At 64.6% G+C, this 23,988-nt stretch carries 23 protein-coding genes and 1 tRNA gene; 14 read left to right on the top strand and 10 right to left on the bottom strand.

Annotated elements, in window-relative coordinates; all coding sequences use genetic code 11:
• Positions 1-6: 6 nt before the first annotated feature.
• From V6U71_RS08280 to V6U71_RS08260, 5 genes are all read left to right on the top strand, one after another.
• On the top strand, positions 7-1,398 hold the full coding sequence (locus V6U71_RS08280; RefSeq protein WP_411341794.1) for a glutamine synthetase family protein: 1,392 nt from the start codon (positions 7-9) through the stop codon (positions 1,396-1,398).
• A 105-nt stretch (positions 1,399-1,503) separates the two neighbouring features.
• Positions 1,504-2,610 (top strand): ABC transporter substrate-binding protein, encoded by a 1,107-nt coding sequence (locus V6U71_RS08275; protein ID WP_411341793.1) that lies wholly within the window; start codon positions 1,504-1,506, stop codon positions 2,608-2,610.
• A gap of 23 nt (positions 2,611-2,633) precedes the next feature.
• On the top strand, positions 2,634-3,539 hold the full coding sequence (locus V6U71_RS08270) for an ABC transporter permease (protein ID WP_054587528.1): 906 nt from the start codon (positions 2,634-2,636) through the stop codon (positions 3,537-3,539).
• Positions 3,539-4,381 (top strand): ABC transporter permease, encoded by an 843-nt coding sequence (locus tag V6U71_RS08265; protein WP_411341792.1) that lies wholly within the window; start codon positions 3,539-3,541, stop codon positions 4,379-4,381. Before V6U71_RS08270 ends, V6U71_RS08265 begins: the two co-directional genes overlap by 1 nt.
• Before the next feature lie 2 nt (positions 4,382-4,383).
• On the top strand, positions 4,384-5,514 hold the full coding sequence (locus V6U71_RS08260; protein WP_411341791.1) for an ABC transporter ATP-binding protein: 1,131 nt from the start codon (positions 4,384-4,386) through the stop codon (positions 5,512-5,514).
• Positions 5,515-5,608: 94 nt separating this feature from the next.
• On the opposite strand, the gene V6U71_RS08255 is transcribed toward V6U71_RS08260, so the two are convergent.
• The 4 genes from V6U71_RS08255 to V6U71_RS08240 form a co-directional block, all read right to left on the bottom strand.
• On the bottom strand, positions 5,609-6,547 hold the full coding sequence (locus V6U71_RS08255) for a DUF808 domain-containing protein (RefSeq protein ID WP_411341790.1): 939 nt from the start codon (positions 6,545-6,547) through the stop codon (positions 5,609-5,611).
• Between the two features lie 20 nt (positions 6,548-6,567).
• Positions 6,568-7,941, bottom strand: coding sequence for an aspartate aminotransferase family protein (locus tag V6U71_RS08250; protein WP_411341789.1), 1,374 nt, complete (start codon positions 7,939-7,941; stop codon positions 6,568-6,570).
• 102 nt (positions 7,942-8,043) lie between these two features.
• A complete protein-coding gene (locus tag V6U71_RS08245; protein ID WP_054587523.1) occupies positions 8,044-8,784 on the bottom strand; it encodes a gamma-glutamyl-gamma-aminobutyrate hydrolase family protein in 741 nt (246 codons plus the stop codon).
• Positions 8,785-8,849: 65 nt separating this feature from the next.
• On the bottom strand, positions 8,850-9,821 hold the full coding sequence (locus V6U71_RS08240) for a glucokinase (RefSeq protein WP_411341788.1): 972 nt from the start codon (positions 9,819-9,821) through the stop codon (positions 8,850-8,852).
• A 144-nt stretch (positions 9,822-9,965) separates the two neighbouring features.
• On the opposite strand from V6U71_RS08240, the gene V6U71_RS08235 reads away from it, so the two are divergent.
• On the top strand, positions 9,966-10,817 hold the full coding sequence (locus tag V6U71_RS08235; RefSeq protein WP_411341787.1) for a class I SAM-dependent methyltransferase: 852 nt from the start codon (positions 9,966-9,968) through the stop codon (positions 10,815-10,817).
• A 25-nt stretch (positions 10,818-10,842) separates the two neighbouring features.
• Here V6U71_RS08235 and V6U71_RS08230 read toward each other — a convergent pair.
• Positions 10,843-10,927: transfer RNA gene (locus tag V6U71_RS08230), tRNA-Leu, on the bottom strand.
• A gap of 115 nt (positions 10,928-11,042) precedes the next feature.
• Between V6U71_RS08230 and V6U71_RS08225 the strand changes: the two genes are divergently transcribed.
• On the top strand, positions 11,043-12,140 hold the full coding sequence (locus tag V6U71_RS08225; protein WP_411341786.1) for an AI-2E family transporter: 1,098 nt from the start codon (positions 11,043-11,045) through the stop codon (positions 12,138-12,140).
• A gap of 1 nt (position 12,141) precedes the next feature.
• Here V6U71_RS08225 and V6U71_RS08220 read toward each other — a convergent pair whose 3' ends face one another.
• Positions 12,142-13,596, bottom strand: a complete 1,455-nt coding sequence (locus V6U71_RS08220) for a coniferyl aldehyde dehydrogenase (protein WP_411341785.1) — start codon at positions 13,594-13,596, stop codon at positions 12,142-12,144.
• A gap of 157 nt (positions 13,597-13,753) precedes the next feature.
• Here V6U71_RS08220 and V6U71_RS08215 point away from each other — a divergent pair, with 157 nt between their 5' ends.
• From V6U71_RS08215 to V6U71_RS08205, 3 genes are all read left to right on the top strand, one after another.
• Complete coding sequence (locus V6U71_RS08215; protein ID WP_411341784.1) at positions 13,754-14,941, top strand: acetyl-CoA C-acyltransferase; 1,188 nt, start codon at positions 13,754-13,756, stop codon at positions 14,939-14,941.
• 171 nt (positions 14,942-15,112) lie between these two features.
• Entirely contained in the window at positions 15,113-15,577 is a 465-nt protein-coding gene (locus V6U71_RS08210) for a hypothetical protein (protein WP_411341783.1), read from the top strand.
• Between the two features lie 129 nt (positions 15,578-15,706).
• On the top strand, positions 15,707-16,102 hold the full coding sequence (locus V6U71_RS08205; RefSeq protein WP_411341782.1) for a hypothetical protein: 396 nt from the start codon (positions 15,707-15,709) through the stop codon (positions 16,100-16,102).
• A 22-nt stretch (positions 16,103-16,124) separates the two neighbouring features.
• Here the strand turns inward: V6U71_RS08205 and V6U71_RS08200 are convergent, their stop codons facing one another.
• Positions 16,125-16,583, bottom strand: coding sequence for an SH3 domain-containing protein (locus tag V6U71_RS08200; RefSeq protein ID WP_411341781.1), 459 nt, complete (start codon positions 16,581-16,583; stop codon positions 16,125-16,127).
• 126 nt (positions 16,584-16,709) lie between these two features.
• Here V6U71_RS08200 and V6U71_RS08195 point away from each other — a divergent pair, with 126 nt between their 5' ends.
• Positions 16,710-17,708, top strand: a complete 999-nt coding sequence (locus tag V6U71_RS08195) for a 2-hydroxyacid dehydrogenase (protein WP_411341780.1) — start codon at positions 16,710-16,712, stop codon at positions 17,706-17,708.
• A gap of 4 nt (positions 17,709-17,712) precedes the next feature.
• On the opposite strand, the gene V6U71_RS08190 is transcribed toward V6U71_RS08195, so the two are convergent.
• The 3 genes from V6U71_RS08190 to V6U71_RS08180 form a co-directional block, all read right to left on the bottom strand.
• Positions 17,713-19,116: an NAD(P)H-dependent flavin oxidoreductase gene (locus V6U71_RS08190; RefSeq protein ID WP_411341779.1), complete on the bottom strand. Its 1,404-nt coding sequence runs from the start codon at positions 19,114-19,116 to the stop codon at positions 17,713-17,715.
• Positions 19,117-19,215: 99 nt separating this feature from the next.
• Positions 19,216-20,361, bottom strand: coding sequence for a glycosyltransferase (locus V6U71_RS08185; protein ID WP_411341778.1), 1,146 nt, complete (start codon positions 20,359-20,361; stop codon positions 19,216-19,218).
• Complete coding sequence (locus tag V6U71_RS08180) at positions 20,358-21,251, bottom strand: alpha/beta fold hydrolase (protein WP_411342326.1); 894 nt, start codon at positions 21,249-21,251, stop codon at positions 20,358-20,360. Before V6U71_RS08180 ends, V6U71_RS08185 begins: the two co-directional genes overlap by 4 nt.
• Before the next feature lie 123 nt (positions 21,252-21,374).
• Between V6U71_RS08180 and astD the strand changes: the two genes are divergently transcribed.
• From astD to V6U71_RS08165, 3 genes are all read left to right on the top strand, one after another.
• Positions 21,375-22,826: a succinylglutamate-semialdehyde dehydrogenase gene (gene astD / locus V6U71_RS08175; RefSeq protein WP_411341777.1), complete on the top strand. Its 1,452-nt coding sequence runs from the start codon at positions 21,375-21,377 to the stop codon at positions 22,824-22,826.
• Positions 22,827-22,905: 79 nt separating this feature from the next.
• The gene (gene cobA, locus V6U71_RS08170; RefSeq protein ID WP_411341776.1) at positions 22,906-23,694 is read left to right on the top strand and encodes a uroporphyrinogen-III C-methyltransferase; all 789 of its coding nucleotides are present in this window, start codon (positions 22,906-22,908) and stop codon (positions 23,692-23,694) included.
• Positions 23,691-23,987, top strand: a complete 297-nt coding sequence (locus V6U71_RS08165; protein ID WP_054587476.1) for a DUF2849 domain-containing protein — start codon at positions 23,691-23,693, stop codon at positions 23,985-23,987. Before cobA ends, V6U71_RS08165 begins: the two co-directional genes overlap by 4 nt.
• The last annotated feature ends 1 nt before the right edge of the window (position 23,988 follow it).

The following is a 23,988-nucleotide window of genomic DNA, read 5'->3' as shown; positions in this document are numbered from 1 at the left end:
GGGGCCATGTCGAAATCATCGGGCGTGATCGCGCCGCGTTCGGAAGCAGAGGCTTTCTTCAGGGCCAATCCCGACGTCGATTCGATCGAGATGATCTACACCGACTTCGGCGGCGTGCCGCGCGGCAAGCGGCTGCGTCAGCACGAAGTGCTCGCCGTTTATGAAAGCGGCCGCATGTTTCCCGGTTCGATCACCGTCGTCGACATCACCGGTCAGGACACGGTCGAAACCGGTCTCGTCTGGGAAGACGGCGATGCCGACCGGTCGATGAAGCCGATCCCCGGCACGCTCGTCCGCACCCCTTGGGGCGGCGATCATGCCGGGCAATTCCTCGTCGACTTTTACGAGCTCGACGGCACGCCGCACGACCTCGATCCGCGCCATGTGCTTGGCGGCGTGATCGACCGTTTCACCGCCGACGGGCTGACACCGGTGCTGGCGGTCGAACTCGAATTCTATCTCGTCGATCCGCGCCGCGCCCGCGACGGCGCCATTCGCCCCGCCCGCCCGGCCTACAGCCGCGATACGCCGCGCAATGTCGAGGTCTATGGCCTGCGCGAACTCGACGACTTCCGGCCCTTCTTCGACGCGCTTTATGCCGCGACCGACGTTCAGGACCTGCCGCTCGAAAGCGCGATCTCCGAATTCGCGCCCGGCCAGTTCGAACTGACGCTGCGCCACAAGCCCGACGCGCTGCGCGCCTGCGACGATGCGATCATGTACAAAAGGCTCGTCAAAGCCATCGCCCAGCAACAGGGCCTCGAAGCGACCTTCATGGCCAAGCCCTTTGCCGGACAGGCGGGCAGCGGCATGCATATCCACGTCTCGGTCAACGATGACAAGGGCGCGAATATCTTCGCCAGCGACGATCCCGAGGGCACGCCCGCCCTCCGCCATGCCATCGGCGGCATGATCGGCAGCGTCGGCGACGGCTTCGCGCTCTTCGCGCCGCACGCAAACAGCTATCGGCGGTTCAAGGCGAACAGCTACGCCCCCGTCGCGCCGACCTGGGGCGTCAACAACCGCACCGTATCGTTCCGCATTCCCGCCGGTCCGCCGCCGAGCCGCCACGTCGAACATCGCGCCTGCGGTGCCGACGCCAACCCCTATCTCGCCGTCGCGGCGGTCCTCGCCGGTATGCATCACGGCATGGCGACAAAGGCCGATCCCGGCGCCGCCGTCGTCGGCAACGGCTATGACCACGACAACGCGGGCGACGACAAGCCGCCGTCGAACTGGTTCGCCGCCGTCGACCGCTTCCACGCCTCGAAATTGATGCGCGACTATCTCGGCGAGCGGTTCGTCGACATGTTCAGCATCGTCAAGCGCGTCGAGCAGGACAATTATTTCGGCGTCGTCCCGACGCTCGATTACGACTGGTATCTGCGCAACGCATGAATTGATGCCGGTTTCTTTGAGAGATTCGGCGCTGCACCGCAAAATACCCCCTTTTCAAGCCGCCGATATTGGGTCAGCTTGACGCAACATACAGGGAGGCCAGCCATGGATCTGAACGAACTGCTCAAAGCCACTCGGGGTCGTCGCTCACTGCTGCAGGCGCTGGGGGTCGCAGCGGTCGGGATCAGCTTCGGCGGCATGGCCGCCTGCAGCAAGGGCGAAGGCAAAAAGCTCGCGAACGGCGAAGAAGCCAAGCTAAACTTCTACAACTGGGACACCTATATCGGCGAGACGACACTCGACGATTTCAAGGAAACCAGCGGCGTCGATGTCACCATGGACCTTTTCGACAGCAACGACACGCTGTTCGCGAAGTTCAAGGCGGGCAACCCCGGCTATGACGTGATCGTGCCGTCGAACGACTTTGTCGAGCGGATGGCGCGCGCCGACATGCTCCAGCCGCTCGACCATGCGCAGATCCCGAACATCAAGAATATCGAACCGAGCTTCATGAACGTCGATTATGATCCGGGTCGCAAATTCTCGCTGCCCTATACCTGGCTCGTGCTCGGCATCGGCTATCGCAAGTCGAAGGTGAAGACGAAGCCCGACAGCTGGAAAGTGCTGTTCGACAGTCCCGAATATAAGGATCGCATCGCCTGGCTGTCGGAGGCCGGCGATATGTTCCGCCTCTATGGCAAATATCTCGGCAAGTCGGTCAACGCGCTGACCCCGGCGGATATCGAGTCGATCTCGGCGATGATGATCAAGCAGAAGCCCTATGTGAAGAAATTCCACGAGGACGACGGGCAGGATCTGCTGCTCAAGGGCGACTGCGACGTCGTGCTCGAATATAATGGCGATATCGCACAGGCGATGGTCGAGGACGACGACCTCGACTTCATCGTGCCCAAGGAAGGCAGCCAGCTCAATTCGGATACGCTCTGCATCCCGAAGGGCGCCCCGCATCCGAAGAACGCCCACGCATTCATCAACTATCTGCTCGATGGCGAGGTCGACAAGAAGATCACCGAAACGATCCTCTTCCCGACCCCGAACTCGGCGGCGAAGGCGCTGATGCCCGAGAGCTACCGGAACAACCCGGTCATTTTCCCGCCGGCGGACGTGCTCGCGAAATGCGAATATGCGAAGTTCAACGAGAAGCTGCAGCCGCTGTACGAGGAAGCCTTCACCAAGGTGCGGGCAGCCTGACGGCCTGAAGGGGGCATCGGGGGGTGGCCGAACAGGACTGGAAATCCAATAAACGGGTCTTCGCGGCGGTTTCGCTGCCGACGATCCTGTGGGTGCTGCTGTTTTTCCTGATTCCGATGGCGATCGTCTGGGTCTACAGTTTCGGCGAGAACCGGGGCCTGACCGACATCGAATTTTCGGGCACCCTCGAAAATTACAAGCGCGCGACCGAATGGCTCTATGTCACCATCTTCGGCAAAAGCTTCGCGGTCGCGGCGCTGGTGACGCTGATCTGTCTGATCATCGGATTTCCGGTCGCGATGGCGATCACCTTTGCCAGCGAGAAATGGCGGCCGTGGCTGCTCCTCGGCATCATGCTTCCCTTCTGGACCAATCTCCTCATCCGTACCTATGCGCTGATGATGCTGCTCGGCACGCAGGGCTATGCGAACAAGGGGCTCGAAACCCTGTGGGGCGGCGCGAGCTGGTTCCGCACGCTCGTCGGCATGCAGCCGCTGCCGACGTGGGAACCGGTGCAGCTCCTCTTCAATAATTTCGCGGTGGTCTTCGGGCTCGTCTATGTCCACCTGCCCTTCATGGTACTGCCGCTTTACGCCGCGCTCGACCGGCTCGACCGCAGCCTTATCGAGGCCAGCCTCGACCTTGGCGCCGGGCATTTCCGCACGATCATGCGCATCGTCGTTCCGCTCGCCGCGCCGGGGATCATTGCGGGGGTGATGATCACCCTGATCCCCGCGCTCGGCGCCTATCTCACCCCCGACCTGATGGGCGGTACCGACAGCCAGATGATCGCCAATGTGATCGAACGCCAGTTCAAGAAGGCAAACGACTGGCCCTTCGGCGCTGCCCTCTCCTTCCTGCTCATCTACGCCATGTTCATCCTCATCGCGCTGCAAGCGATGCGCAAGAAGGTGCCGGAGGTTCACTGATGGCGCTCTTCAACCGCACCCCGATCGCCCCGCTCGAATATAGCCGCACGCTGTGGATGCGGCTGTGGGTCGGGCTGGTCATGCTGTTCCTCTATGCGCCGCTGTTCGTGCTGATGATCTTCAGCTTCAACGACAGCAAGCGCAACGTCGTGTGGCGCGGCTTCACGACCAAATATTACGAAAAGGCGCTGGGCAACGACCAGCTTGTCGAAGCGCTGGTCAATTCGCTGACCATCGCGGCGCTGGCGACGATCGTCAGCCTGATGCTCGGCGCGGTCGCCGCGGTCATGCTCTGGCGCTTTCGTTTCCCGCTGAAGGGCGCGATCGACGGAACGATCTCGCTGCCGATCATCGTCCCCGAAATCTGCATGGGCGTCGCCTTCCTGATGTTCTTCGCGGCGATCGGCTGGCCGACCGATCTTGTCTGGCCGTTCAATCTCGGCGCGATCACCATCGCGCACATCACCTTCTGCTTCCCATTCGTGACGATGGTCGTGCGCTCGCGCCTCGCGACCTTCAACCGCGAACAGGAAGAAGCGGCGAAGGACCTCGGCGCAGGCGAATGGGCGGTGTTCCGCGACGTGCTGATCCCGCACATGAAACCCGCGCTCGTCGCGGGGGCGCTGCTGTCCTTCACGCTCAGCCTCGACGATTTCGTCATCACCTATTTCACCAGCGGCCCCGACACGATCACCTTCCCGGTGAAGGTCTATTCGATGGTGCGTTTCTCGGTGACCCCCGAAGTCAACGCCGCCTCGACCATCCTGATCATCCTGACCATCGTTTTGACCGCCGTCGCACTGAAGCTTCAGGGCGTGAAGGCGATAGCGGAAACCCACTGACCATGACCGATACCAAACCGCCGATCATCCAGATCCAGAACGTCTCGAAACGCTTCGGCAAGGTGACCGCGGTCGACAATGTCAGCCTCGACATCCAGGCGGGCGAATTCTTCGTCCTCCTCGGCCCGTCGGGCTGCGGCAAGACGACCTTGCTGCGCATGATCGCGGGGTTCGAGCTGCCGACCGAGGGCAAGGTGCTGATCGACGGGCAGGACATGGCCGGCATCCCGCCGAACAAGCGGCCGGTGAACATGGTGTTCCAGAGCTATGCCGTCTTCCCGCACATGAGCGTCACCGACAATGTCGCTTATGGGCTAAAGATCGCTGGCGTAAAGGGCGGCGAGGTCAAAGATCGCGTCGCAGAGGCCCTCGAACTGGTCAAGCTCGGCGGGTTCGAGGACCGCATGCCCGACCAGATGTCCGGCGGCCAGCGCCAGCGCGTCGCGCTGGCGCGCAGTCTGATCATGCGGCCCAAAGTGCTGTTGCTCGACGAGCCGCTGTCGGCGCTCGACGCGAAGCTGCGCGCGCAGATGCAGTTCGAACTGTCGGACCTACAGGAGCAGGTCGGCATTACGTTCGTTACCGTGACCCACGATCAGGATGAGGCGCTGTCGATGGCCAGCCGCATCGCGGTGATCAACAAGGGCGAGGTGTCGCAGCTCGCGACCCCGTCGGACCTCTATGAATATCCCGCGAACCGCTTCGTCGCCGATTTCGTCGGCTCGGTGAACATCTTCGAGGGCAAGCTGACGCTCGACGAACCCGACCGGGCGGCGGTCGACTGCCCGGGGCTTGGGAAGGTCTATCTGAACCATGGCGTCACCGGCCCGCACGGCGCCGATGTCTGGGTCGCGCTGCGTCCCGAGAAGATTTACCTGCACGTTCCCGGCGAAGGCAAAGCGGTCAAGGCGGCGGCGCAGGACGCGCCCGACGGCTATAATTTCGCCCGCGGCAAGATCAAAGGCATGAGCTACCTCGGCGACATCACCCTGTTCGAGATCGAGCTGGAGTCCGGCGCGCGCATCCGCGTGTCGCGCCCCAACCTGTCGCGCCACGACCAGGAAGATTTCACCTGGGACGACAAGGTCAGCATGCACTGGCGGGCGGACAGTCCGGTGGTGTTGCTGGGATAATTGGACCGTCAAACCATCGTCATCCCGGACTTGATCCGGGATCCATCGCGGCGTTGAAGGCATGGATCCCGGATCAAGTCCGGGATGACGAATTTTAGTGTGCGGCTTTCTTCCCCGGAAGCAGGTGCAGCACACCAACAATCACACCGCCGAGCAACAGCCCGAAGATGCCATCGCCCGTCGCCTTGATCAGCCAGGTCCACAGCCCCTCGAGCGGCAGGCCGCCGGCGATCGAATGCGCCAGCGATTCCAGCGCCTCGGCGATGCCGCCGATATGATATTCGTGCAGGCCGTGCAGGACGATCTGCCCGCCGACCCACAGCATCGCCGCGGTGCCGATCACCGCCAGTGCCGACAGCAGCTTGGGCATGAACGACACCAGCCCGCGGCCGATCGCCCGGCGCGCGCTATTGCCTTCCTTCGCCATGTGCAGCCCGATATCGTCCATCTTCACGATCAGCCCGACGACGCCGTAGACCGCAACGGTGATCGCGACCGCCACGACCGCCAGCGTCGCCGCGCGCATCGCGAAATGCTCGTCGAGCACTTCGTTGAGGGCGATGACCATGATTTCGGCCGACAGAATGAAGTCAGTGCGCACCGCCCCCTTCACCATCGCCTCTTCATGGTCCTTGTCGGCGACGATCTCGGCATCCTCGGCAAGGCTCGTCTTGTCGGCCTGCAACGAGTGGATCACCTTTTCGGCGCCCTCGAAGCAGAGATAGGCGCCGCCCAGCATCAACAGCGGCGTGATCGCCCACGGCACGAAGGTCGACAGCAACAGCAACGCCGGCAGGATCAGCACCAGCTTGTTGAAGATCGACCCCTTGGTAATCCGCCAGATGATCGGCAGCTCGCGGTCGGGGGTGAAGCCGGTGACATAACGCGGCGTCACCGCCGTATCGTCGACGACCACCCCCGCCGCCTTGACCCCGGCCTTCGACGCCGCGGCGCCGATATCGTCGATGCTCGCCGCGGCGACCTTGGCGATCGTCGCAATATCGTCGAGCAGGGCAAAAAGGCCGGAAGGCATAGGGGCTTGGTCTTTCCTGTTTAGAGCGCGCGGAGTTTGGGCATCGCCTCATCCAGCGATTTGCGGATGATGGCAACCATCTCGTCGATCTGGTCGGTGGTGATGATTAGCGGCGGGCACATGACCAGGCTGTCGCGGATACCGCGGACCATCAAACCATTGGCGATGCACGCATCGCGCGCCATTGGTCCGGCGGTGCCCTCGGCCCCGCCGAAGCGCGCGCGGCTCTCCTTGTCGGCCACGACCTCGACCGCGCCGAGCAGACCGATCGAGCGTGTTTCACCGACCAGCGGGTGATCGTTCAGCGTCGCGAGCGCCTTGGCAAGATGCGGCCCGGTGACGCTGCCGGTGCGCTCGGCAAGCCCTTCGCGTTCGATAATCTCGATATTCCGGAGCGCGACGGCGGCGCAGACGGGATGGCCCGAATAGGTGAAGCCGTGCACGAAATCGCCGCCGGTCTTCAGCACATCGACGACATGGCTCGCGACTGCGGTCGCCGAAATCGGCAGATACCCCGACGACAGACCCTTCGCCATCGGCATCAGGTCGGGCGTAAAGCCCATCGTCTCGTGGCCCCACATCTTGCCGGTGCGGCCGAAACCGCAGATCACTTCGTCGGCGACGATCAGCAGGCCATATTTGCGCGCCACCGCCTCGACCTTCGGCCAATAGCCTTTCGGCGGGATGATCACCCCGCCGGCGCCCTGCACCGGCTCGCCGATGAACGCAGCGCAATTTTCGGGACCGACCTCGATGATCCTGTCTTCGATCGCCTGGACGCAGGCATCGCAGAACTCCTCCTCGGTCATCCCCTGCCCTTCGTTATAGGCATAGGGCTGGCGGACATGTTCGACACCGGGGATCGGCAAGTCGCCCTGCGCATGCATGGCCTTCATCCCGCCCAGCGAGACACCCGCGACGGTCGAGCCATGATAGGCGTTCCAGCGGCTGATAAACACGGTGCGCTTCGGTTCGCCCTTCAGCTTCCAATAGTGGCGGACCATGCGGAACACCGTGTCGTTCGCTTCGCTGCCCGAGGCGTTGAAGAAGATATGCGGCAGGCGGTTGCCGGTCAGGCCAGCGATCTTCGCCGCGAGCGTTACCGTCGGCGGCGTCGCGGTCTTGAAAAAGGTGTTGTAGAAAGGCAGCTCGCGCATCTGCGCCGCTGCAGCCTCCACCAGTTCCTCGCGGCCATAACCGACATTGACGCACCACAGGCCGGCCATGCCGTCGAGGATGCGGTGCCCGTCGCCGTCGTGGATATAGCATCCCTCGGCATGGGTGATGATCCGGCTGCCGCCGAGCCTTTCGATTTCGGCCCAATCGGCCTGCGCGGGAAGATGGTGCGCGACGTCGAGGCGGCGCAGTTCGGCGATGTCGTGATTGCGGGGCATAAGAAACTCCTGATTGTCTGGAAACGGAAAACCGGATTCCGGAACATCAGGGCGAGAAGCAGAGCCGCGCGAGATAGCGATCGTAGCGGGTGACGCGGCGGTTCATAATTCCCCCCTTAACCCGCGTCCGAGCAGGTGGAAATAGGTCTGGCTTTCGCTGTTGCCGTCGACCGCCCATTCGGGGTGCCACTGCACCGCGAGCAGGGGCGCGCCGTTCGGCCGCGCACTGAACGCCTCGACCAGCCCGTCGGGAGCGCGCGCTTCGACCGACAGGCCGTCGCCGAGCCGGCCGATGCCTTGATAATGCACCGAATTGACGTCGAGCGACGAAGCGCCATAGGCCGATGCCAGCATCCCGCCCTCGGCAAGGTCGACATGATGGCGATGGTCGAACATTGCGTCGAACAGCGTCCCGTCGGGCGTATGATGGCGCAGCAGCTCGCCATTTGTCGCCGTGTCGCGCCGCAACGTCCCGCCGAGCGCGACGTTGATGTCCTGAAACCCCCGGCAGATGCCGAACAGCGGGCGCTGCGCCGCGATCACCGCCTCGACAAGGTCGCGCATCATCCGGTCGCGGTCGGGGTCGAACGGTCCCTCGCCCGCGTCGTCTTCGCCATAACGCGCCGGCTCGACATTCGACGGCGACCCGGTGAGCAGCACGCCGTCCAGACGGCCGACGATCTCGTCGGCGCGCATATATTCGGGCAGCGACGGGATCAGCAGCGCCGCGCAATCGGCGTGGCGCATCGCCGCCGTCGCATAGCGGTTCATCACCGCCTGCGCATATTCCGCTCCCACCTGCCGGTTGCAGGCGATGATGCCAAGGACGGGACGGGCGGACATCGGAGGCGCTTTCCTTTCGCCTCATAGCTGCCGTCTTTCGCGGCGCGACGCCAGCGATATTTGCGTCAGGCGTATTGGCGTGCGAAAGCCGCGGCCGCCCCGAACAGGCCCGGCTGCGGATGGGTGATCAGCTTCACCGGCAGCGCCGACATGAAGCCCTCGAACCGCCCCTTCTCGACAAAACGTTCGGGAAAGCCCGACCGTACGAGGCTGTCGCGGATGCGAAGGCCGAGGCCGCCCGCGATGACAACGCCGCTGGCCCCCTGCGCCAGCGCCAGGTCGCCCGACACGCTGCCCAGCGACAGGCAGAAGCGATCGACTGCCGCCGCGGCGAGGCTGTCTTCGCCGCCCAGCGCGTTGGTCCAGATCGCCTTGTCGTCGAGCGGCGTCACCGCGCGGCCTTCGAGCGCGGCGAGCGTCTCGTAAATATCGACGATGCCGGGCCCCGATACGATGCGTTCGATCGACACGCGCCGGTGCCGTTTGCGCAAACGCGCGAGGATCGCATCCTCGATGCTGTCGAGCGGCGCGAAATCGATATGGCCACCCTCCGTCGCCTGGACACGATAGGCGCCGCCGTCGCGCCAGACGTGCGCGACGCCAAGCCCGGTTCCGGGGCCGATGATGCTGATCGTACCGGTTTCGGGCAGCGGTTCGTCAGGACCGCAAAGCTGCTCGAAATAGCCGACATCAGCCTGTGCAACGGCGTGCCCCACGGCCTCGAAATCATTGACGAGTATATGGCGGTCGACACCCAGCTTTTCGCCGATCAGTGCCGGACGGATGATCCACGGATTGTTGGTGAAGCGGATGATCTCGCCGCGCGTCGGTCCGGCGATCGCGATTGCGACCGCACGCGGCAGGCTTCCGCCCTGCTGCCGCGCAAAATCCTGCCAGGCTGTCTGGAAACTCGCATGATCGCTGGTGTGTAACGTCGTTTCCTCGCCAAGCGAGACGACCCGACCACTTTCGACCCCGGCAATCGCAAAGCGCGCATGGGTGCCCCCGATGTCGACCGTGACGATGGCTTCGCTCATGACTCTCCCTTGCCAGCATGCCGCCGGATCGACGAAGGCATGTCGCATGGGTCGCATCGATGCAACAAGGCATAGCTATGCGTGCTTGCTTCGCCCGCGGACGACGCGTAATTGCGAATTATTCTCAATAATGAAAGCCACGCCATGACGACCGCACCAACGCACGACTGGGACGGAACGAGCGGCGAAAATTGGGTGGTTCACCAGCTCCGGCTCGACCTTATGCTCGAAGATTTCGGCGCCGCGACAATCGCTGCCGCCAACGCGCAGCCGGGCGAGCATGTTCTCGACATAGGATGCGGAGCGGGCGCGACCAGCCTTGCACTGGCAGAAAGCGTCGGTTCGACAGGCCATGTGCTCGGCGTCGACATCTCGTCACAGTTGATCGCCCGCGCGCGATCGGCGAAACCGGATGGCGCGCCCGTGACGTTCGACCTCGCCGATGCCGCCCGTGCGCCTTTGCCCGGGCAAGCATTCGACCTTCTCTTCTCGCGCTTCGGCGTGATGTTCTTCGACGATCCGGTGGCCGCTTTCGCCCATATGCGCGCAGCGCTCAAGCCCGGCGGTCGGGTGGCATTCGTTTGCTGGCGCAGCGCGCGGGAGAACGACTGGGTCCGCCTCCCGATGGCGGCGATCAGCGACCTTGTTACGCCGGCGCCCGCCGACCCCCTTGCCCCCGGGCCCTTTGCCTTCGCCGACCGTAATCGAGTATCGGACATCCTCGCGACCGCGGGATTCGACGATATCGGGATTGCGCCCTTCGATACCACCATATCCTATGGCTACGGCAAGACGCGCGCCGAAGCGGTCGACGATGCGCTGGCGCTGGCCTTCGCCGTCGGTCCGCTTTCGCGTGCGCTGGCCAGTCAGCCCGACGACATCCGGGCGAAAGCTGCCGCCGCCGTCCGCGCCGCATTTTCGGCGCAGCCCGGCGAAACTTCGGTGCTGATCGACGGTGCGGCATGGATCGTGACGGCACGCAGTCGCGGCGTATGAACGAAATGACGTTGAAAGCCGATGATGGTGCCCCTGGCCGGACTCGAACCAGCACTCCTTGCGGAACTCGATTTTGAGTCGAGCGCGTCTACCAATTTCACCACAGGGGCCCGTGGACGGTCGAAGGTGGAAAATGATTCCCGCCGACGCCGATGCGCGCAGCCGTTGCCACAGAAAGGTGGTTTTAGTCTAGTGGATAAGCGGCTTCATGCATAAGACGGGCGCATGACCGAAAAGACCAAGGCCTCGCCTGCCCCACCTTCCCGCTCGCGCGCCAAGGCCGAACCGGCGCCGCCCTTTGGCCCCGGGCGGATCGCCGGGGCGGCGGTGACTGTCATCGCGATCGTCGCGGTGGCGTGGCTTACGGTGACGTTGACCCGCTTTTTCATGCTGGTCTTCGCCGCCATCGTGCTCGGCGCGGTGTTCGATGCGATCGCGAGCTGGCTGTGCCGCCGGACGCGGATCGGGCGCGGCATCGCCCTCGCGCTTTCGGTCGCGGGGATCGTCGCGATCTTCGCGGGTGCCTTCATGCTGTTCGGTTCGCAGCTCGCAAACGAGATCGACACGATCCAGCGCCGGATTCCGCAGGCGCTGGCGGGCCTCGAAGCCTTCCTCGACCGCTACGGGCTTGGCCAGCGGGTGCGCGAACTTGCCGCGGTCGGCAGCGACGATATCTCGCGGCTGCTGTCCGAGGCGGGCGGTTATGCGCTGGCCGCGGGCAGCGGGATCGCCGATTTCGTCCTTGTTCTCGTCGCCGCGATCTTCCTCGCCAGCGACCCTGCGACATATCGGCGCGGGCTGTTGCTGATGATGCCCGCAAAGGCCGAGGAAACCGCGGCACTCGCACTCGATGATGCCGGCCGCGGCCTCAAGGGCTGGATGGTCGGTCAGGCAGTATCCTCACTCGTGGTCGCGGCGCTCACCTGGGCGGGCCTCGCCGCGCTCGGCGTCCCCGCGGCGGGCGGCCTCGGCCTGATCGCGGGGCTGCTCGACGTGATCCCGATGATCGGCCCGATCATCGCCGGCGTCCCCGCCGTGCTGCTCGCCTTCACCGTCTCGCCCGCGACCGCGCTGTGGACACTGATCCTCTTCCTCGCGATCCAGCAGTTGCAGGGCAATTTCCTGCAACCGATGATCCAGAAACAGGCGGTCGACGTGCCGCCCGCGGTGCTGTTGTTCGCGGTCGTCGCCGCGGGCATATTGTTCGGCTTCCTCGGCGTATTGCTCGCCGCGCCGCTGACCGTCGTCGTCTATGTCCTCGTCCAGCGAGTCTATGTCAAAACGCTGCTCGGCAAGGACATCAAGATCGCCGGGAAAGACTGAGCTACTTCTTCAGTTCCTTCGCCAGCGTCTTCGCCGTCGCCTTGCCGTAGGGCGGCTTGAAGCCCGCGAGCCCCGCGACATCGAGCTTGGGCTGACGATAGACGGCGCGCGCGTGGCTGAAGGTGCGGAAACCGTCGACCCCGTGGTAATTGCCCATGCCCGACGGCCCGACGCCGCCGAAGGGCAGATCCTCCATGGCGTTGTGGAACAGCACGTCGTTGACCGTGACCCCGCCGGAGATCGTCCGCGTCAGCACGCGGTCCTCCTCGCTCTTGTCCTGCCCGAAATAATAAAGGCCGAGCGGGCGGTCGTTCGCATTCACATAGTCGATCGCATCGTCGATCGTCTTGTACGTCTTCACCGGCAGGATCGGACCGAAGATTTCCTCCTGCATCACCTTCATGTCGTCGGTCGGGTTGCGCACGATATGCAGCGGCATCTTGTGACCGTTCGAGCTCGCGAAATCCTCACCGCCGGGATTGACCTCGATCACCTCGGCCCCCTTGTCGCGCGCATCGGTCAGATAGGATTGCAGGCGGTCGTAATTGCGCGTGTTGACGACCGAGGTGTAATCGTCGTTGGCGAGCAATGTCGGATAGAGCGCGGCCGCGCCCTTCGTCACGCTGTCGATCACCGCGCCTTCCTGGTCCTCGGCAACAAGCAGATAGTCGGGCGCCAGGCAGATCTGGCCGGCATTCATCATCTTGCCGAGCGCGACGCGCTGGCCGACGAGATCCTTGTTCGCGCTGCGCCCGATAAAGGTCGGCGACTTGCCGCCCAGTTCGAGCGTCACCGGCACGAGGTTATCGGCCGCGGCGCGCATGATATGGCGCCCGACGCTGGTCGCGCCGGTGAAGATCATATGGTCGAAGGCGAGCTTCGAGAAAGCGATGCCGACGTCGGCATCGCCGGTGAACACCGCCATTTCGCTCTCGTCGAAATAGTCTGGAACCAGCCGCGCCATCAACGCCGAGACATTTTCGGTGAATTCGCTCGGCTTGACCATCGCGCGATTACCGGCGGCGAGGATGCCCGCCATCGGCACGAAAACCATGCCGACGGGGAAATTCCACGGCGCCACGACGCCGACGACCCCCTTGGGCTGATAGACAACCTCGGCCTTCGCGCCGAGCAGGCCGAGCGGAAAGGTCGGCTTGCGCTTCTCCCCCTTCGACCAGGCCGCCATATGTTTTTTGGCATGCTTCAGCGCGCTGACCGACGGCATGATATCGGTCATCAGCGTCTGATCGCGGCTGCGATGGCCGAAATCCTCGCTCACCGCCTTGGCGAAATCCTCGGCATTGTCGACGAGCAGCGCGATCGCGCGGTCGATACGGTCGCGCCTGACCGCAAGGCTTTCGGGCATCGCCGCGGTGAAGCTCGCCTTCTGCGCCGCAAGTACTTCGTGCATGCGCGCGGTTTCGCCGGCTAGATCTTGCTTGATCGCGGTGGCCATGACCCGTCTCCCCATATCTGTTCGCTGCGTTTGATCACGCTGCGCGGCGGGTTGCAAGATGAAACCGGCTCCCCATCTCCTTCCCGCCCCTTTCGCACGTGCAGCATTTCCGCTAAGCGACCCGCCGACGTATCTTTCCCTTACGGAGTCTTGTCCCATGACCGCCACCGATCCCGTCGTCTTCCTCTCCTATGCCCGCACTCCGATGGGCAGCATGCAGGGCAGCCTGTCGGACGCGAGCGCGACCGATCTCGGTGCGACCGCGGTCAAGGCAGCGGTCGAGCGCGCCGGCGTGTCGGGCGACGACATCGAGCGCATTTATATGGGCTGCGTGCTTCCTGCCGGTCTTGGCCAGGCACCGGCGCGGCAGGCCGCGATCAAGGCCGGCCTGCCCAAGTCGGTGCAGGCGACGACCGTCAACAAGGTCTGCGGTTCGGGCATGCAGACCGTGATCATGGGCGCCGAAGCGCTCGCCGCAGGCAGCGTCGACGTCGTCGTCGCGGGCGGCATGGAATCGATGACCAATGCGCCCTATCTGCTCAAGAAGCACCGCTCGGGCGCCCGCATCGGTCACGACACTGCCTATGACCATATGTTCCTCGACGGGCTCGAGGATGCCTATGAAGCCGGGCGCGCCATGGGCACCTTCGCACAGGACACCGCCGACGCCTATCAGCTCAGCCGTCAGGCGCAGGACGATTATTCGATCGAGTCGCTCAATCGCGCCAAGGCCGCGATTGCCGATGGCGCCTTCGCCAATGAAATCGCACCCGTCACCATTTCGGGCCGCAAGGGCGATGTCGTCATCGACACCGACGAAGCGCCCGGCAAGGGCATGCCCGACAAGATTCCGACGCTGAAGCCCGCATTCGCCAAGGACGGTACGATTACCGCGGCGACCAGTTCGTCGATCTCCGACGGCGCCGCCGCCGTCGTGCTGGCGCGCCAGTCGGTCGCCGAAGCCAAGGGCGCCAAGCCGGTGGCGCGGCTCGTTGCGCACGCCGCGCATGCGCAGGAACCCAAGGATTTCACCATCGCGCCCGTCGGCGCGATCAACAAGGTGCTCGCCAAGGCCGGCTGGACGATCGGCGACGTCGAACTCTTCGAGGTCAACGAAGCCTTTGCCTGCGTCGCGATGTTCGCGATGCACGACCTCGGCATCCCGCACGACAAGATCAACGTCCATGGCGGCGCGACCGCGCTCGGCCACCCGATCGGCGCCAGCGGCACGCGCATCATCACCACGCTGATCGCGGCGCTGCAGCGCCACGGCAAGAAGCGCGGCATCGCCAGCCTCTGCATCGGCGGCGGCGAAGCGACCGCGGTGGCGATCGAAATCGTCTGATCGCCGGCATGCCCCGGCCGGCCGCACGGCCGGCCGGGGTGCGCGACATTTTGCGACAGTAATGACCTGAAAATAAACGCGGCATTCCGGTTCGGTTCAAGCCGGCGCGCCTATTCATTCCTTGTCATCGGGCAGATCCCTCCCCCCTGACCGACTGAAAGGAATGGCACCATGAAGAGCAAATTTCTCACCGCCGGCCTGATCGCCGCGATGATGGTCCCGGCGATGGCGCAGGCCCAGACCCGTGAAATCCGCAACGACCGCAAGGAATTGCGCGAAGATAAGCGCGATCTCCGCCACGCCCAGCGCTACGGCGACCGCGGCGACGTTCGCAATGCCCGCCACGATGTGCGGGACGCACGCAAGGACTTGCGCGAAAGCCAGCGCGACTGGCGCCGCGACACGCGTTACCAGAATTATCGCGCCCCGTTCCGCTACCAGTCGTTCCGCGTCGGGTCGACGTTGCGCTCGAGCTATTACGCACCGGCCTATCGCCCCGCATGGGACAGCCGCTGGGGCGTGCCGCGCGCGAACCGCAACCTGACCTATGTACGTCATTACAACGACCTGCTGCTCGTCAATGTCCGCAGCGGCAAGGTAATCCAGGTTTACCGCAACCATTTCCGCTGGCGCTGAGCGATACTATCGCTTGAATCCCGTGAAGGGTCGATGGGCAACCATCGGCCCTTTTCGTCATGGCGATTGTCGTTGCCGCTCCCTCACGAAAGGCATAGCCTTCGTGCTCCGAAGAGGGGAGAGACGAACATGAAAAAGCTGGTTCTGCTGGCCGCGTTCGCGGCGCTGTCGGCCTGTTCGCAAAAGGCTGAAGAGAAAAAGGAAGTTGCCGCCGAGCCGGCCGCCGAGGCCGCGCCCGCACCTGCTGCCGACTCGGGAACGCGGCCGGGGACGTACGATGTGAAAATGGCCGATGGCACGATGGCGACCACGACGATCAACGCCGATGGCACCTATGTCGACACCGACGCCAAGGGCAAGCAGGTGAAGGGCCAATATGCGACCCACGACGGCAAAGATTGCTTCGATCCCGATGGCGATGAAATGGGCATGTGCTGGGCGGTCACCAAACCCGGCGCCGACGGCAGCTTCACCGCGACCGCCGACGACGGCACTGTCGTGACGGTCACGCCCAAGGCGAAATAATCATCTGCGCATGTCCGGGGCGTCAGTCGCCCCAGATATGGTCGGTCTGGATCCAGCCGCGCCGGCCCTTGACGTCGAACAGGCACCAGCCGTTCGCGCAGTCGGTGATCTTTCCGACGACGCCGGGCTCGGCGCGGTAGGCGATCGCCGACGACAGGCTTGCCGCCTCGCGCAGCGGACGTATTTCTTCGGTGACGATGGCCGTACGCGTCCGGCTGAGCAGCCGCGCCGCCATCCAGCCCTGCGTCCCGTCGGGATCTTCGATCTTCCGCCAGTTTTCGAAACGCGCGACAACTTTCACCGGCAAATCCTTGCGGCGATATTCCCAGATCACCGGCACGTCGGGCGACGGCCCCTTGCGCATCCGCGCCTCGTCGACGCTGATCGATGCCCAATAGGGAAGCTGCGGGTCGGATTGCGCGCTCGCCGGTCCCACGACGGCAAGCGACAGCAGAATTACGGCTAGGCGGCGGCTGGTCATGCGTCAGCCTTGTCAAAATCGGCGGGTCTTTTCAACCGGTCGCTGCACTGCAACGAACGATCTCCACAACATCGGCCCGTTCCCTGCCCCTTGACCCCCGCGCATCGGCGCGCTCTATCGGCGCCCATGACCGATTCATCCCGCCCCAAACGCCCGCGCGTCATCGTCACCCGCCAGTTGATGCCCCATGTCGAGGGGCGCATGGCCGAATTGTTCGACGTCGCGCTGTCCGCGCATGACGAGGCTTTTTCGATCGAGCAACTGAAGGCGGCGGCCGCCGATTGCGACGTCTTCGTGCCGACGGTGACCGACAATATCGATGCGGAGATTATCGCGGCGGCGGGCGACCGACTGAAGCTCATCGCCAATTTCGGCGCCGGGGTTGATCATATCGACCTTGCCGCGGCGCGCGCCAAGGGCATCATGGTGTCGAATACGCCCGGCGTGTTCACCGAAGATACCGCCGACATGACGATGGCGCTGATCCTGTCGGTTCCGCGTCGCCTTGCCGAGGGCGAAAAGCTGATGCGCTCGGGCAAATGGGAAGGCTGGGCGCCGAGCACGATGCTGGGCCACCGGGTCGGCGGCAAGCTGCTCGGCATCGTCGGCATGGGGCGCATCGGCCTGGCGGTGGCGCGCCGCGCCCGCGCTTTCGGCCTGTCGATCCATTATCACAACCGCAAACGCCTGCCCGAGGCGATCGAGGAAGAACTGGGCGCAAGCTATCACGCGAGCATCGATACGCTGCTGCGGATCAGCGACATCCTGACCATCCACTGCCCGCACACCAGCGAAACCCACGAACTGGTGAGCGCCAAGCGGATCGCGGCGATGAAGCCGACCGCTTACCTCATCAACACCGCGCGCGGCGAGATCGTCGACGAAAAGGCGCTGGTCGCGGCGCTTCAGGCCGGGCGTATCGCGGGCGCGGGGCTCGACGTCTATACGCACGAACCGGCGGTCGACCCCGCCCTGCTCGCGCTCGACAATGTCGTGCTGCTCCCGCACCTCGGCTCGGCAACGATCGAGGGTCGCGAGGCATCGGGCGAAAAGGTCATCGCCAACATCCGCGCCTGGTGCGACGGCCACCGGCCGCCGGATCAGGTGCTGGAGGGCTGGGCCTAACGCCCTAATCCCCAGTCAGGATCCGGTCGACGAGCTGCTTCACCGTCGGGGTGAAATTGTTCGAATAAAAGGGATCGGTCTTGAAATTGAACGCGGCGTGGCCCGCGAACATCAGATTTTGTTCGGGGTCACCGCCGTGCGCGATGTCCTGCAACGTTTTCTGGATGCAGAAGCTGCGCGGATCGGCGAGATAACCGGTGGTATAGTCGTCATGGTCCTTCCACGACGAAAAACCGCAGTGCGACAGGCAGCCCATGCAATCGGTCTGGTCCTTGCGGATGATCGCCTTGTCCTTGTCGGTGACGAAAACCACCGTATTGTCGGGGGTCTTCAACGCCTCCGTATAACCTTCCGCCACCCAGTCGCGCGCCCTTGCCCGATCGTGCGGCGTAACCCAGAAATTCTTGCCCTTCACCCCGACGTCGAGCTGGACGATATGATCGCCCGCTTCCTGCTTCGAATAGGGAATCTGGCGTTCCGAGCGCGCTTCGAGGTCGCGCAGGAACGGTGTGCGCACCGCGCTCGAATAAAAGCCGGTCGGCGAGAAACGATGGAGCAACACGTCGCCGTCGTCGAGCGTGCGGAGCCGGTCCTTCCATGCCTGCGGGATCGGGCTTTCTTCGGTCAGCAGCGGTCGCGTGCCGTACTGGAAGACGATCTGACCGAGCTCGGGATTGTCGATCCAGTTTTCCCAGTCGCGCAGATACCAGACGCCCCCCGCCATCACGATCGGCACGCTGTCGGCAATCCCTTCTGCGCGCATCGTTTCACGTACAGCCGCGACACGCGGATAGGGATCCTGCGGAACCAGCGGATCTTCGGCGTTCGACAAGCCGTTGTGGCCGCCCGCAAGCCAGGGGTCTTCATAGACCACGGCGCCGAGCAGGTGCGGAACCTTGCTGTAAGCACGTTTCCACAGGGCGCGAAAGGCGCGCGCCGAGCTGATGATCGGCAGGTACAGGACATTGTGCCGCTCGGCTATTTCGCTGAGCTTGTAAGGCATGCCGGCGCCGCAGGTAACACCCGTCACCATCCCCTTGGTGCGCGCGAGTACGCCCTCGAGGATCTGCTGCGCGCCGCCCATTTCCCACAGCACGTTGATATTGATCGCGCCCTTGCCGCCCGATACTTCATAAGCCCGCTCAACCTGCGCAACCGCGCCTTCGATGCCATATTGGATCAGCTCTTCATGGCGCTCCTTGCGGGTCAGGGCGTGATAGACCTGGGGGATGATCTTGCCTTCGGCGTCGTAACTGTCGGCGTTGACCGCCGAAACGGTACCGATGCCGCCTGCCGCGGCCCACGCGCCGCTCGACATATGGTTGGTCGCCGAAACGCCCTTGCCGCCTTCGACCAGCGGCCAAACTTCACGTCCACCGTAAAGAATGGGCTTCAAACCTTTGAACACGTTAAACCTCTTTCTCTCCACCCGCTTGCTGGTACCGGCGGGCCCCCGATGCGGCTTCCGTAAGCGGAAACCGGCGATGAAAGTCAATGGCGCGCCGCTTCACTTCCCGGTGAACAGGCGGCGTCCTGCAAGTGCCTGACCATAGAGATTTTCATAGGCGGCGACCATGGTTGATTCGTCGAAGCATTCGGTCGCGACGCGCCGGTTCGCGGCGCCGATCCGCGCCCGCAGCGTCGCGTCGCGCACCAGTTCCGCGAATGCGCCGCGAAAACGATCGTCGTCGCCAGCGACAAAGCGCCGGTTTTCCCGCCCGACCATCGCCGCGACGTCACCGACATCGGGGCTGACGACAGGCAGGCCGGCCGCCATCGCCTCGATCACCGCGATCGGCGCCTGTTCGCTGCGCGACGATAGCGCGAGCAAGTCGAAATGGCCGATCCAGCGCGCCGGCTCGCGCATGAAGCCCGGCATCACGAGACGATCCGCCATGCCGGACGCCGCCGCTTCGGCGGCAATCGCATCGCGCTCGGGCCCCTCGCCGACGATCACCAGCCTGACATTCTCCGGCAACGCTGCCACAGCCCGCACCAGACGCGGCAGATCCTTGACCTTGCGAAGCCCGGCAACGGTGCCGACCACCACTTCGCCGTCGCGGCGATCCAGGCCAGCGATCGGGAGATCGGGACCGCGAGCGTAGGCGGCGATATCGATCCCGTTGCGGATCAGCCGGGTACGGCGCCCTGCCCTCCATTCCTCGGTCGCGATGCGTTCGAGCAGAACCGAAGGCACCACCAACGCCTCGGCAGTCGGCAGTGCGAGCCGCCGGAACGCATTGCGTTTCCAGTTACGCCGGACGCTCTCGTCCTCGTTGAACCCGTCCTCATGGTGGACCAGTGGCGGCAGCGCGCGAAAGGGCGCGAATATCCGATGCGCCATCACCCCGTCCATCGACCCCCAATTATAGCTGAGGACGAGATCGAACTGCTGCATGTACCGCGCAAGCGCGCGGTAGCGCGCAGGCGCCGGCTTGCCGTGAAGCGGTGGCGCATCGGCGGGAAAGCGGACGTCGATCCCCGGATCAATCGCATCGCGCGCACCCAGCGCATCGGGCACCGCCGACAGGATGACATGGCTGGCGCGCGGGCCCATCAGGTTCATCAACCGGACGGCGCGGGCCTCCTTGCCGCCGAGCGAGAAGCTCGAATGGAGATGGAGCAGCCGTGCCGGGGGAACCGAGCCCGTCACGCCGCCGGCAATTCCGCAACCCACGCATCGATGGCGGTACGCGCCTCGGGCTCGTCCATCGTCGGCGCGTGGCCGACGCCGGGCACCTCGACGAGCCGGGCGCGGGGCAGCTTTGTCGCCATCTTCGCGGCCGCCGGCCCCGCCAGAATATCCGAATGCTGGCCGCGCAGGATCAACACCGGTACATCGCCCAGCGCCTGATACGCCGGCCACAGATCGACCCCGCCGTCGCTGTTCGGGACGCGCAGCGGGGCGGCGATCTGCTTGTCATAATCGGTCACGATGCGCCCTTCGGGGGTCAGGCGGTGGGTGCGCTTGGTCAGGCGCAACCAGTCATGGATTTCATAACCGGGATAGACCGCGCCATTGAGTTCGGCCACGGCGCGCGCGGCATGCATCCATGTCGGCTGGCTGCCGCCCACGCCGATATAGTCGCGAATACGTTCCAAGCCGGCAGTTTCAAGCTCGGGACCGACATCGTTGAGCACCGCGCCGGCAAGGCGCCCGGGCAGACTTGCCGCGATCAACATCGAGACGAGCCCGCCGAGCGAGGTGCCGATCGTCGCAAAACGATCGATCGCCAGCTCATCGAGCAGCGCGACAACATCCTGAACATAGGTCAGGGGTACATAGGTCATCGGATCCTTGGCATAGGCGCTCTCGCCGCGGCCGCGAAACTCGACGACGATCACCCTGCGTTGCTGCGCCACATGCGGCGCGACCGCTTCGAAATCGCGGGCATTGCGCGCGAGCCCCGGCAGGCACAGGACCGGCGGCGCATTTTCGCGTCCCGGCGGCGCGGCATAGATTCGCGCATGCAGCCGCACCCCGTCGCCCGACCACCAATAATGGTCCGACCAGTCGCGGCGGCTGTCCTGTTTGACCGAAATGACGCGTCCCCTTTTTCGCCTGCCTGCGTTCGCTGCTCCGCCCGCGTCTATCGCCAACCCCGCGCCCGCGTGCAAGCCATCCGTCGGTTGCCGCCGCCGCCTTTCGCCGATAAGGCATCCGGCATGAGCGAAGAGTTGCTTTCGTACGAGCCCGCCTCCGGCGAAGAATTGTGGCGCGCGCCCGTCAGCAATGTCGATCAAGAGGTTGCCATCGCCAAGGCAGCATGGCCCGAATGGGCCGCAAAGCCGCTGACCTTCCGGAGCGAAACGCTCCGCCGCTTCGCCGATCGGGTGAAAGCCGAAGGCGAAAAGCTGGCCGATCTGATCGCGCGCGAAACCGGCAAGCCGCTGTGGGAGGCGCGCACCGAGGTCGAATCCGTCGCGAACAAGGTCGATATTTCGGTCACCGCCTATGCCGAACGGACGCCGAACCGGCGCATCGAGGGGGCGATGGGGTTACGCAACGCCGTGCGCCACAAGCCGCACGGCGCGCTGGCGGTGCTCGGCCCCTATAACTTCCCCGCACATCTGCCGAACGGCCACATCGTCCCTGCTTTGCTCGCAGGCAATTCGGTGATCTTCAAACCGTCGGAAAAAACCCCGGCGGTCGGCGCGATGCTGGTCGATCTGTTCCACAGCGCCGGTGTCCCCAAGGAGGTGCTCCGCCTTGTCGTCGGCGGCCCCGATACGGGCAAGGCACTGGCCGGCCATCCGGACATCGACGGCCTGCTCTTCACCGGCTCGGCGCGCACCGGCCTGACGCTCAACCGCCAGTTCGCCAACCGTCCCGACAAGATTCTCGCGCTCGAAATGGGCGGTAACAACCCGATCGTCGTCTGGGACACCGCCGACATCCGGACCGCCGCGATCCTCGTCGTCCAGTCGGCGTTCCTCAGCGCCGGACAGCGCTGTACCAATGCGCGGCGGCTGATCGTCAAGGAAGCGCTCGCCGACGGGCTGATCGAACAGGTTCGCGACCTTGCGAACCGGCTGATCGTCGACCATCCGCACGCCGATCCGGCGCCCTATATGGGCCCGGTGATCGACAATGACGCCGCCGACGGACTGACCGAAAGCTTCCTGATCCTGATGTCGAACGGCGGTCAGGTCATTCGCCACATGACCCGCCCGGTGCCCGGCCGGCCGTTCCTGACCCCGGGAATCATCGACGTCACCGCGATGCCCGAGCGGCCCGATATCGAGCTGTTCGGCCCGCTGTTGCAGGTCATCCGCGTCGAAAGCTTCGAAGCCGCGATCGCCGAGGCGAACAACACCAGCTTCGGCCTGTCGGCGGCGCTGATCGGCGGCTCGCCGAAACTTTACGATCAGTTCTGGGCCAATGCGCGCGCCGGGGTGATCAACTGGAACCGGCCGACCAACGGCGCCTCGTCGGCTGCACCTTTCGGCGGCATCGGCTTGTCGGGCAATCACCGGCCGAGCGCCTTTTACGCCGCCGATTATTGCGCCTATCCGGTCGCCAGTTCGGAAAGCGACGCGATGCGCGCGTCGATCGGCGTCGGGCTGCGCGAAACCGACGATGGGAAGCCGAAATTGATCCGCAAGGGCTTCCTTTAACCCGCGGCCCAATTTTACCTTCATCGCCGTCAAAAAAGCCTGCTTTGCCATATCGCCGGCCGCCGCCCATCTACGCTGCATGGAAAAGACTCCGATTTCTGCGGGCAAGCTGTGGCTCGTCGGTGCCGGGCCGGGTGATCCCGACCTGCTGACGCTGCGCGCGGCGCGGTTGCTGGCCAGCGCCGACCTCGTCGTTCACGACGGGCTGGTCGGCGATGGCGTGCTGGCGCTGATCCCGGACCATGTCGAGCGGATCAGCGTCGCCAAGCAGCGCAGCCGCCATACGATGAAGCAGGAATTGATCAATGAACTGCTCGTGCGCGAGACGCTGGCGGGCAGGCAGGTCGTGCGCCTGAAAGGCGGCGACCCCTTCATTTTCGGTCGCGGCGGCGAGGAACTCGACGCAGCGCGCAAGTCCGGCGTCGCGGTGGAGGTCGTCCCTGGCATCACCGCGGCGGCGGGCTGTGCGGCGCAGGCGGGGCTTCCCCTGACCCACCGCGAAGACGCCAGCGCGGTAAGCTTCGTCGCGGGTCAGTGCAAGGATCTGACCGATCAGGACTGGTCGGGGCTCGCGGGTCATGGCCGTACCTTGGTAATTTACATGGGCCTCGCGACGGCTTCGGCGATCGCCGACAAGCTGATCGCCGACGGCGTTTCGCCGGACCTGCCGGTCGCTGTGATCGAACGCGGGACGACCGCCGATGCGCGCGTCCTGCGCACATTGCTCACCGATCTCGGCGACCTCGTCGCGCGTGAAAATGTAGCGAGTCCGGCGCTGATCATCGTGGGCAAGGTCGCGGCGCGCGCCGATGCGCTCGACTGCCTCGGCGCGCCGGGCGTCGCCGCAAGAATAAGGGACTTCACATGAAACTGCTCACGGGCAACGACCTGAAAACAGGATTTGTCACCTGGTGGACCGGCGCCGACTGGTCGCTGCACATCGAGGACGCCGCCGACGTCGGCGAACAAGGCGAAGCTGTCCTGGCTGCCGAGGAAGGCGCCCGCCGCGTCAACGCCCCCTATATCATCGACGGCGAGCAAACGCCCGAGGGGCCGCGCCCCGCGCATATCAAGGACCGCATCCGCGCGCTCGGCCCGACGGTGCGCCCCGACCTGACATTGAAACCCGCCGATCCTGCGGCCGGCGACTGGGTGATCTGAC

The organism is Sphingopyxis sp. J-6, from assembly GCF_046603995.1.
Classification (GTDB): Bacteria; Pseudomonadota; Alphaproteobacteria; order Sphingomonadales; family Sphingomonadaceae; genus Sphingopyxis.
This window is presented reverse-complemented; position numbering and strand designations above follow the sequence as displayed.

Coding starts and splice junctions, on each gene's coding strand:
- V6U71_RS08280 (WP_411341794.1), top strand. CDS start 7: ATGTCGAAATCATCGGGCGTGATCGCGCCGCGTTCGGAAGCAGAGGCT.
- V6U71_RS08275 (WP_411341793.1), top strand. CDS start 1,504: ATGGATCTGAACGAACTGCTCAAAGCCACTCGGGGTCGTCGCTCACTG.
- V6U71_RS08265 (WP_411341792.1), top strand. CDS start 3,539: ATGGCGCTCTTCAACCGCACCCCGATCGCCCCGCTCGAATATAGCCGC.
- V6U71_RS08260 (WP_411341791.1), top strand. CDS start 4,384: ATGACCGATACCAAACCGCCGATCATCCAGATCCAGAACGTCTCGAAA.
- V6U71_RS08255 (WP_411341790.1), bottom strand. CDS start 6,547: ATGCCTTCCGGCCTTTTTGCCCTGCTCGACGATATTGCGACGATCGCC.
- V6U71_RS08250 (WP_411341789.1), bottom strand. CDS start 7,941: ATGCCCCGCAATCACGACATCGCCGAACTGCGCCGCCTCGACGTCGCG.
- V6U71_RS08245 (WP_054587523.1), bottom strand. CDS start 8,784: ATGTCCGCCCGTCCCGTCCTTGGCATCATCGCCTGCAACCGGCAGGTG.
- V6U71_RS08240 (WP_411341788.1), bottom strand. CDS start 9,821: ATGAGCGAAGCCATCGTCACGGTCGACATCGGGGGCACCCATGCGCGC.
- V6U71_RS08235 (WP_411341787.1), top strand. CDS start 9,966: ATGACGACCGCACCAACGCACGACTGGGACGGAACGAGCGGCGAAAAT.
- V6U71_RS08225 (WP_411341786.1), top strand. CDS start 11,043: ATGACCGAAAAGACCAAGGCCTCGCCTGCCCCACCTTCCCGCTCGCGC.
- V6U71_RS08220 (WP_411341785.1), bottom strand. CDS start 13,596: ATGGCCACCGCGATCAAGCAAGATCTAGCCGGCGAAACCGCGCGCATG.
- V6U71_RS08215 (WP_411341784.1), top strand. CDS start 13,754: ATGACCGCCACCGATCCCGTCGTCTTCCTCTCCTATGCCCGCACTCCG.
- V6U71_RS08210 (WP_411341783.1), top strand. CDS start 15,113: ATGAAGAGCAAATTTCTCACCGCCGGCCTGATCGCCGCGATGATGGTC.
- V6U71_RS08205 (WP_411341782.1), top strand. CDS start 15,707: ATGAAAAAGCTGGTTCTGCTGGCCGCGTTCGCGGCGCTGTCGGCCTGT.
- V6U71_RS08200 (WP_411341781.1), bottom strand. CDS start 16,583: ATGACCAGCCGCCGCCTAGCCGTAATTCTGCTGTCGCTTGCCGTCGTG.
- V6U71_RS08195 (WP_411341780.1), top strand. CDS start 16,710: ATGACCGATTCATCCCGCCCCAAACGCCCGCGCGTCATCGTCACCCGC.
- astD (WP_411341777.1), top strand. CDS start 21,375: ATGAGCGAAGAGTTGCTTTCGTACGAGCCCGCCTCCGGCGAAGAATTG.
- cobA (WP_411341776.1), top strand. CDS start 22,906: ATGGAAAAGACTCCGATTTCTGCGGGCAAGCTGTGGCTCGTCGGTGCC.
- V6U71_RS08165 (WP_054587476.1), top strand. CDS start 23,691: ATGAAACTGCTCACGGGCAACGACCTGAAAACAGGATTTGTCACCTGG.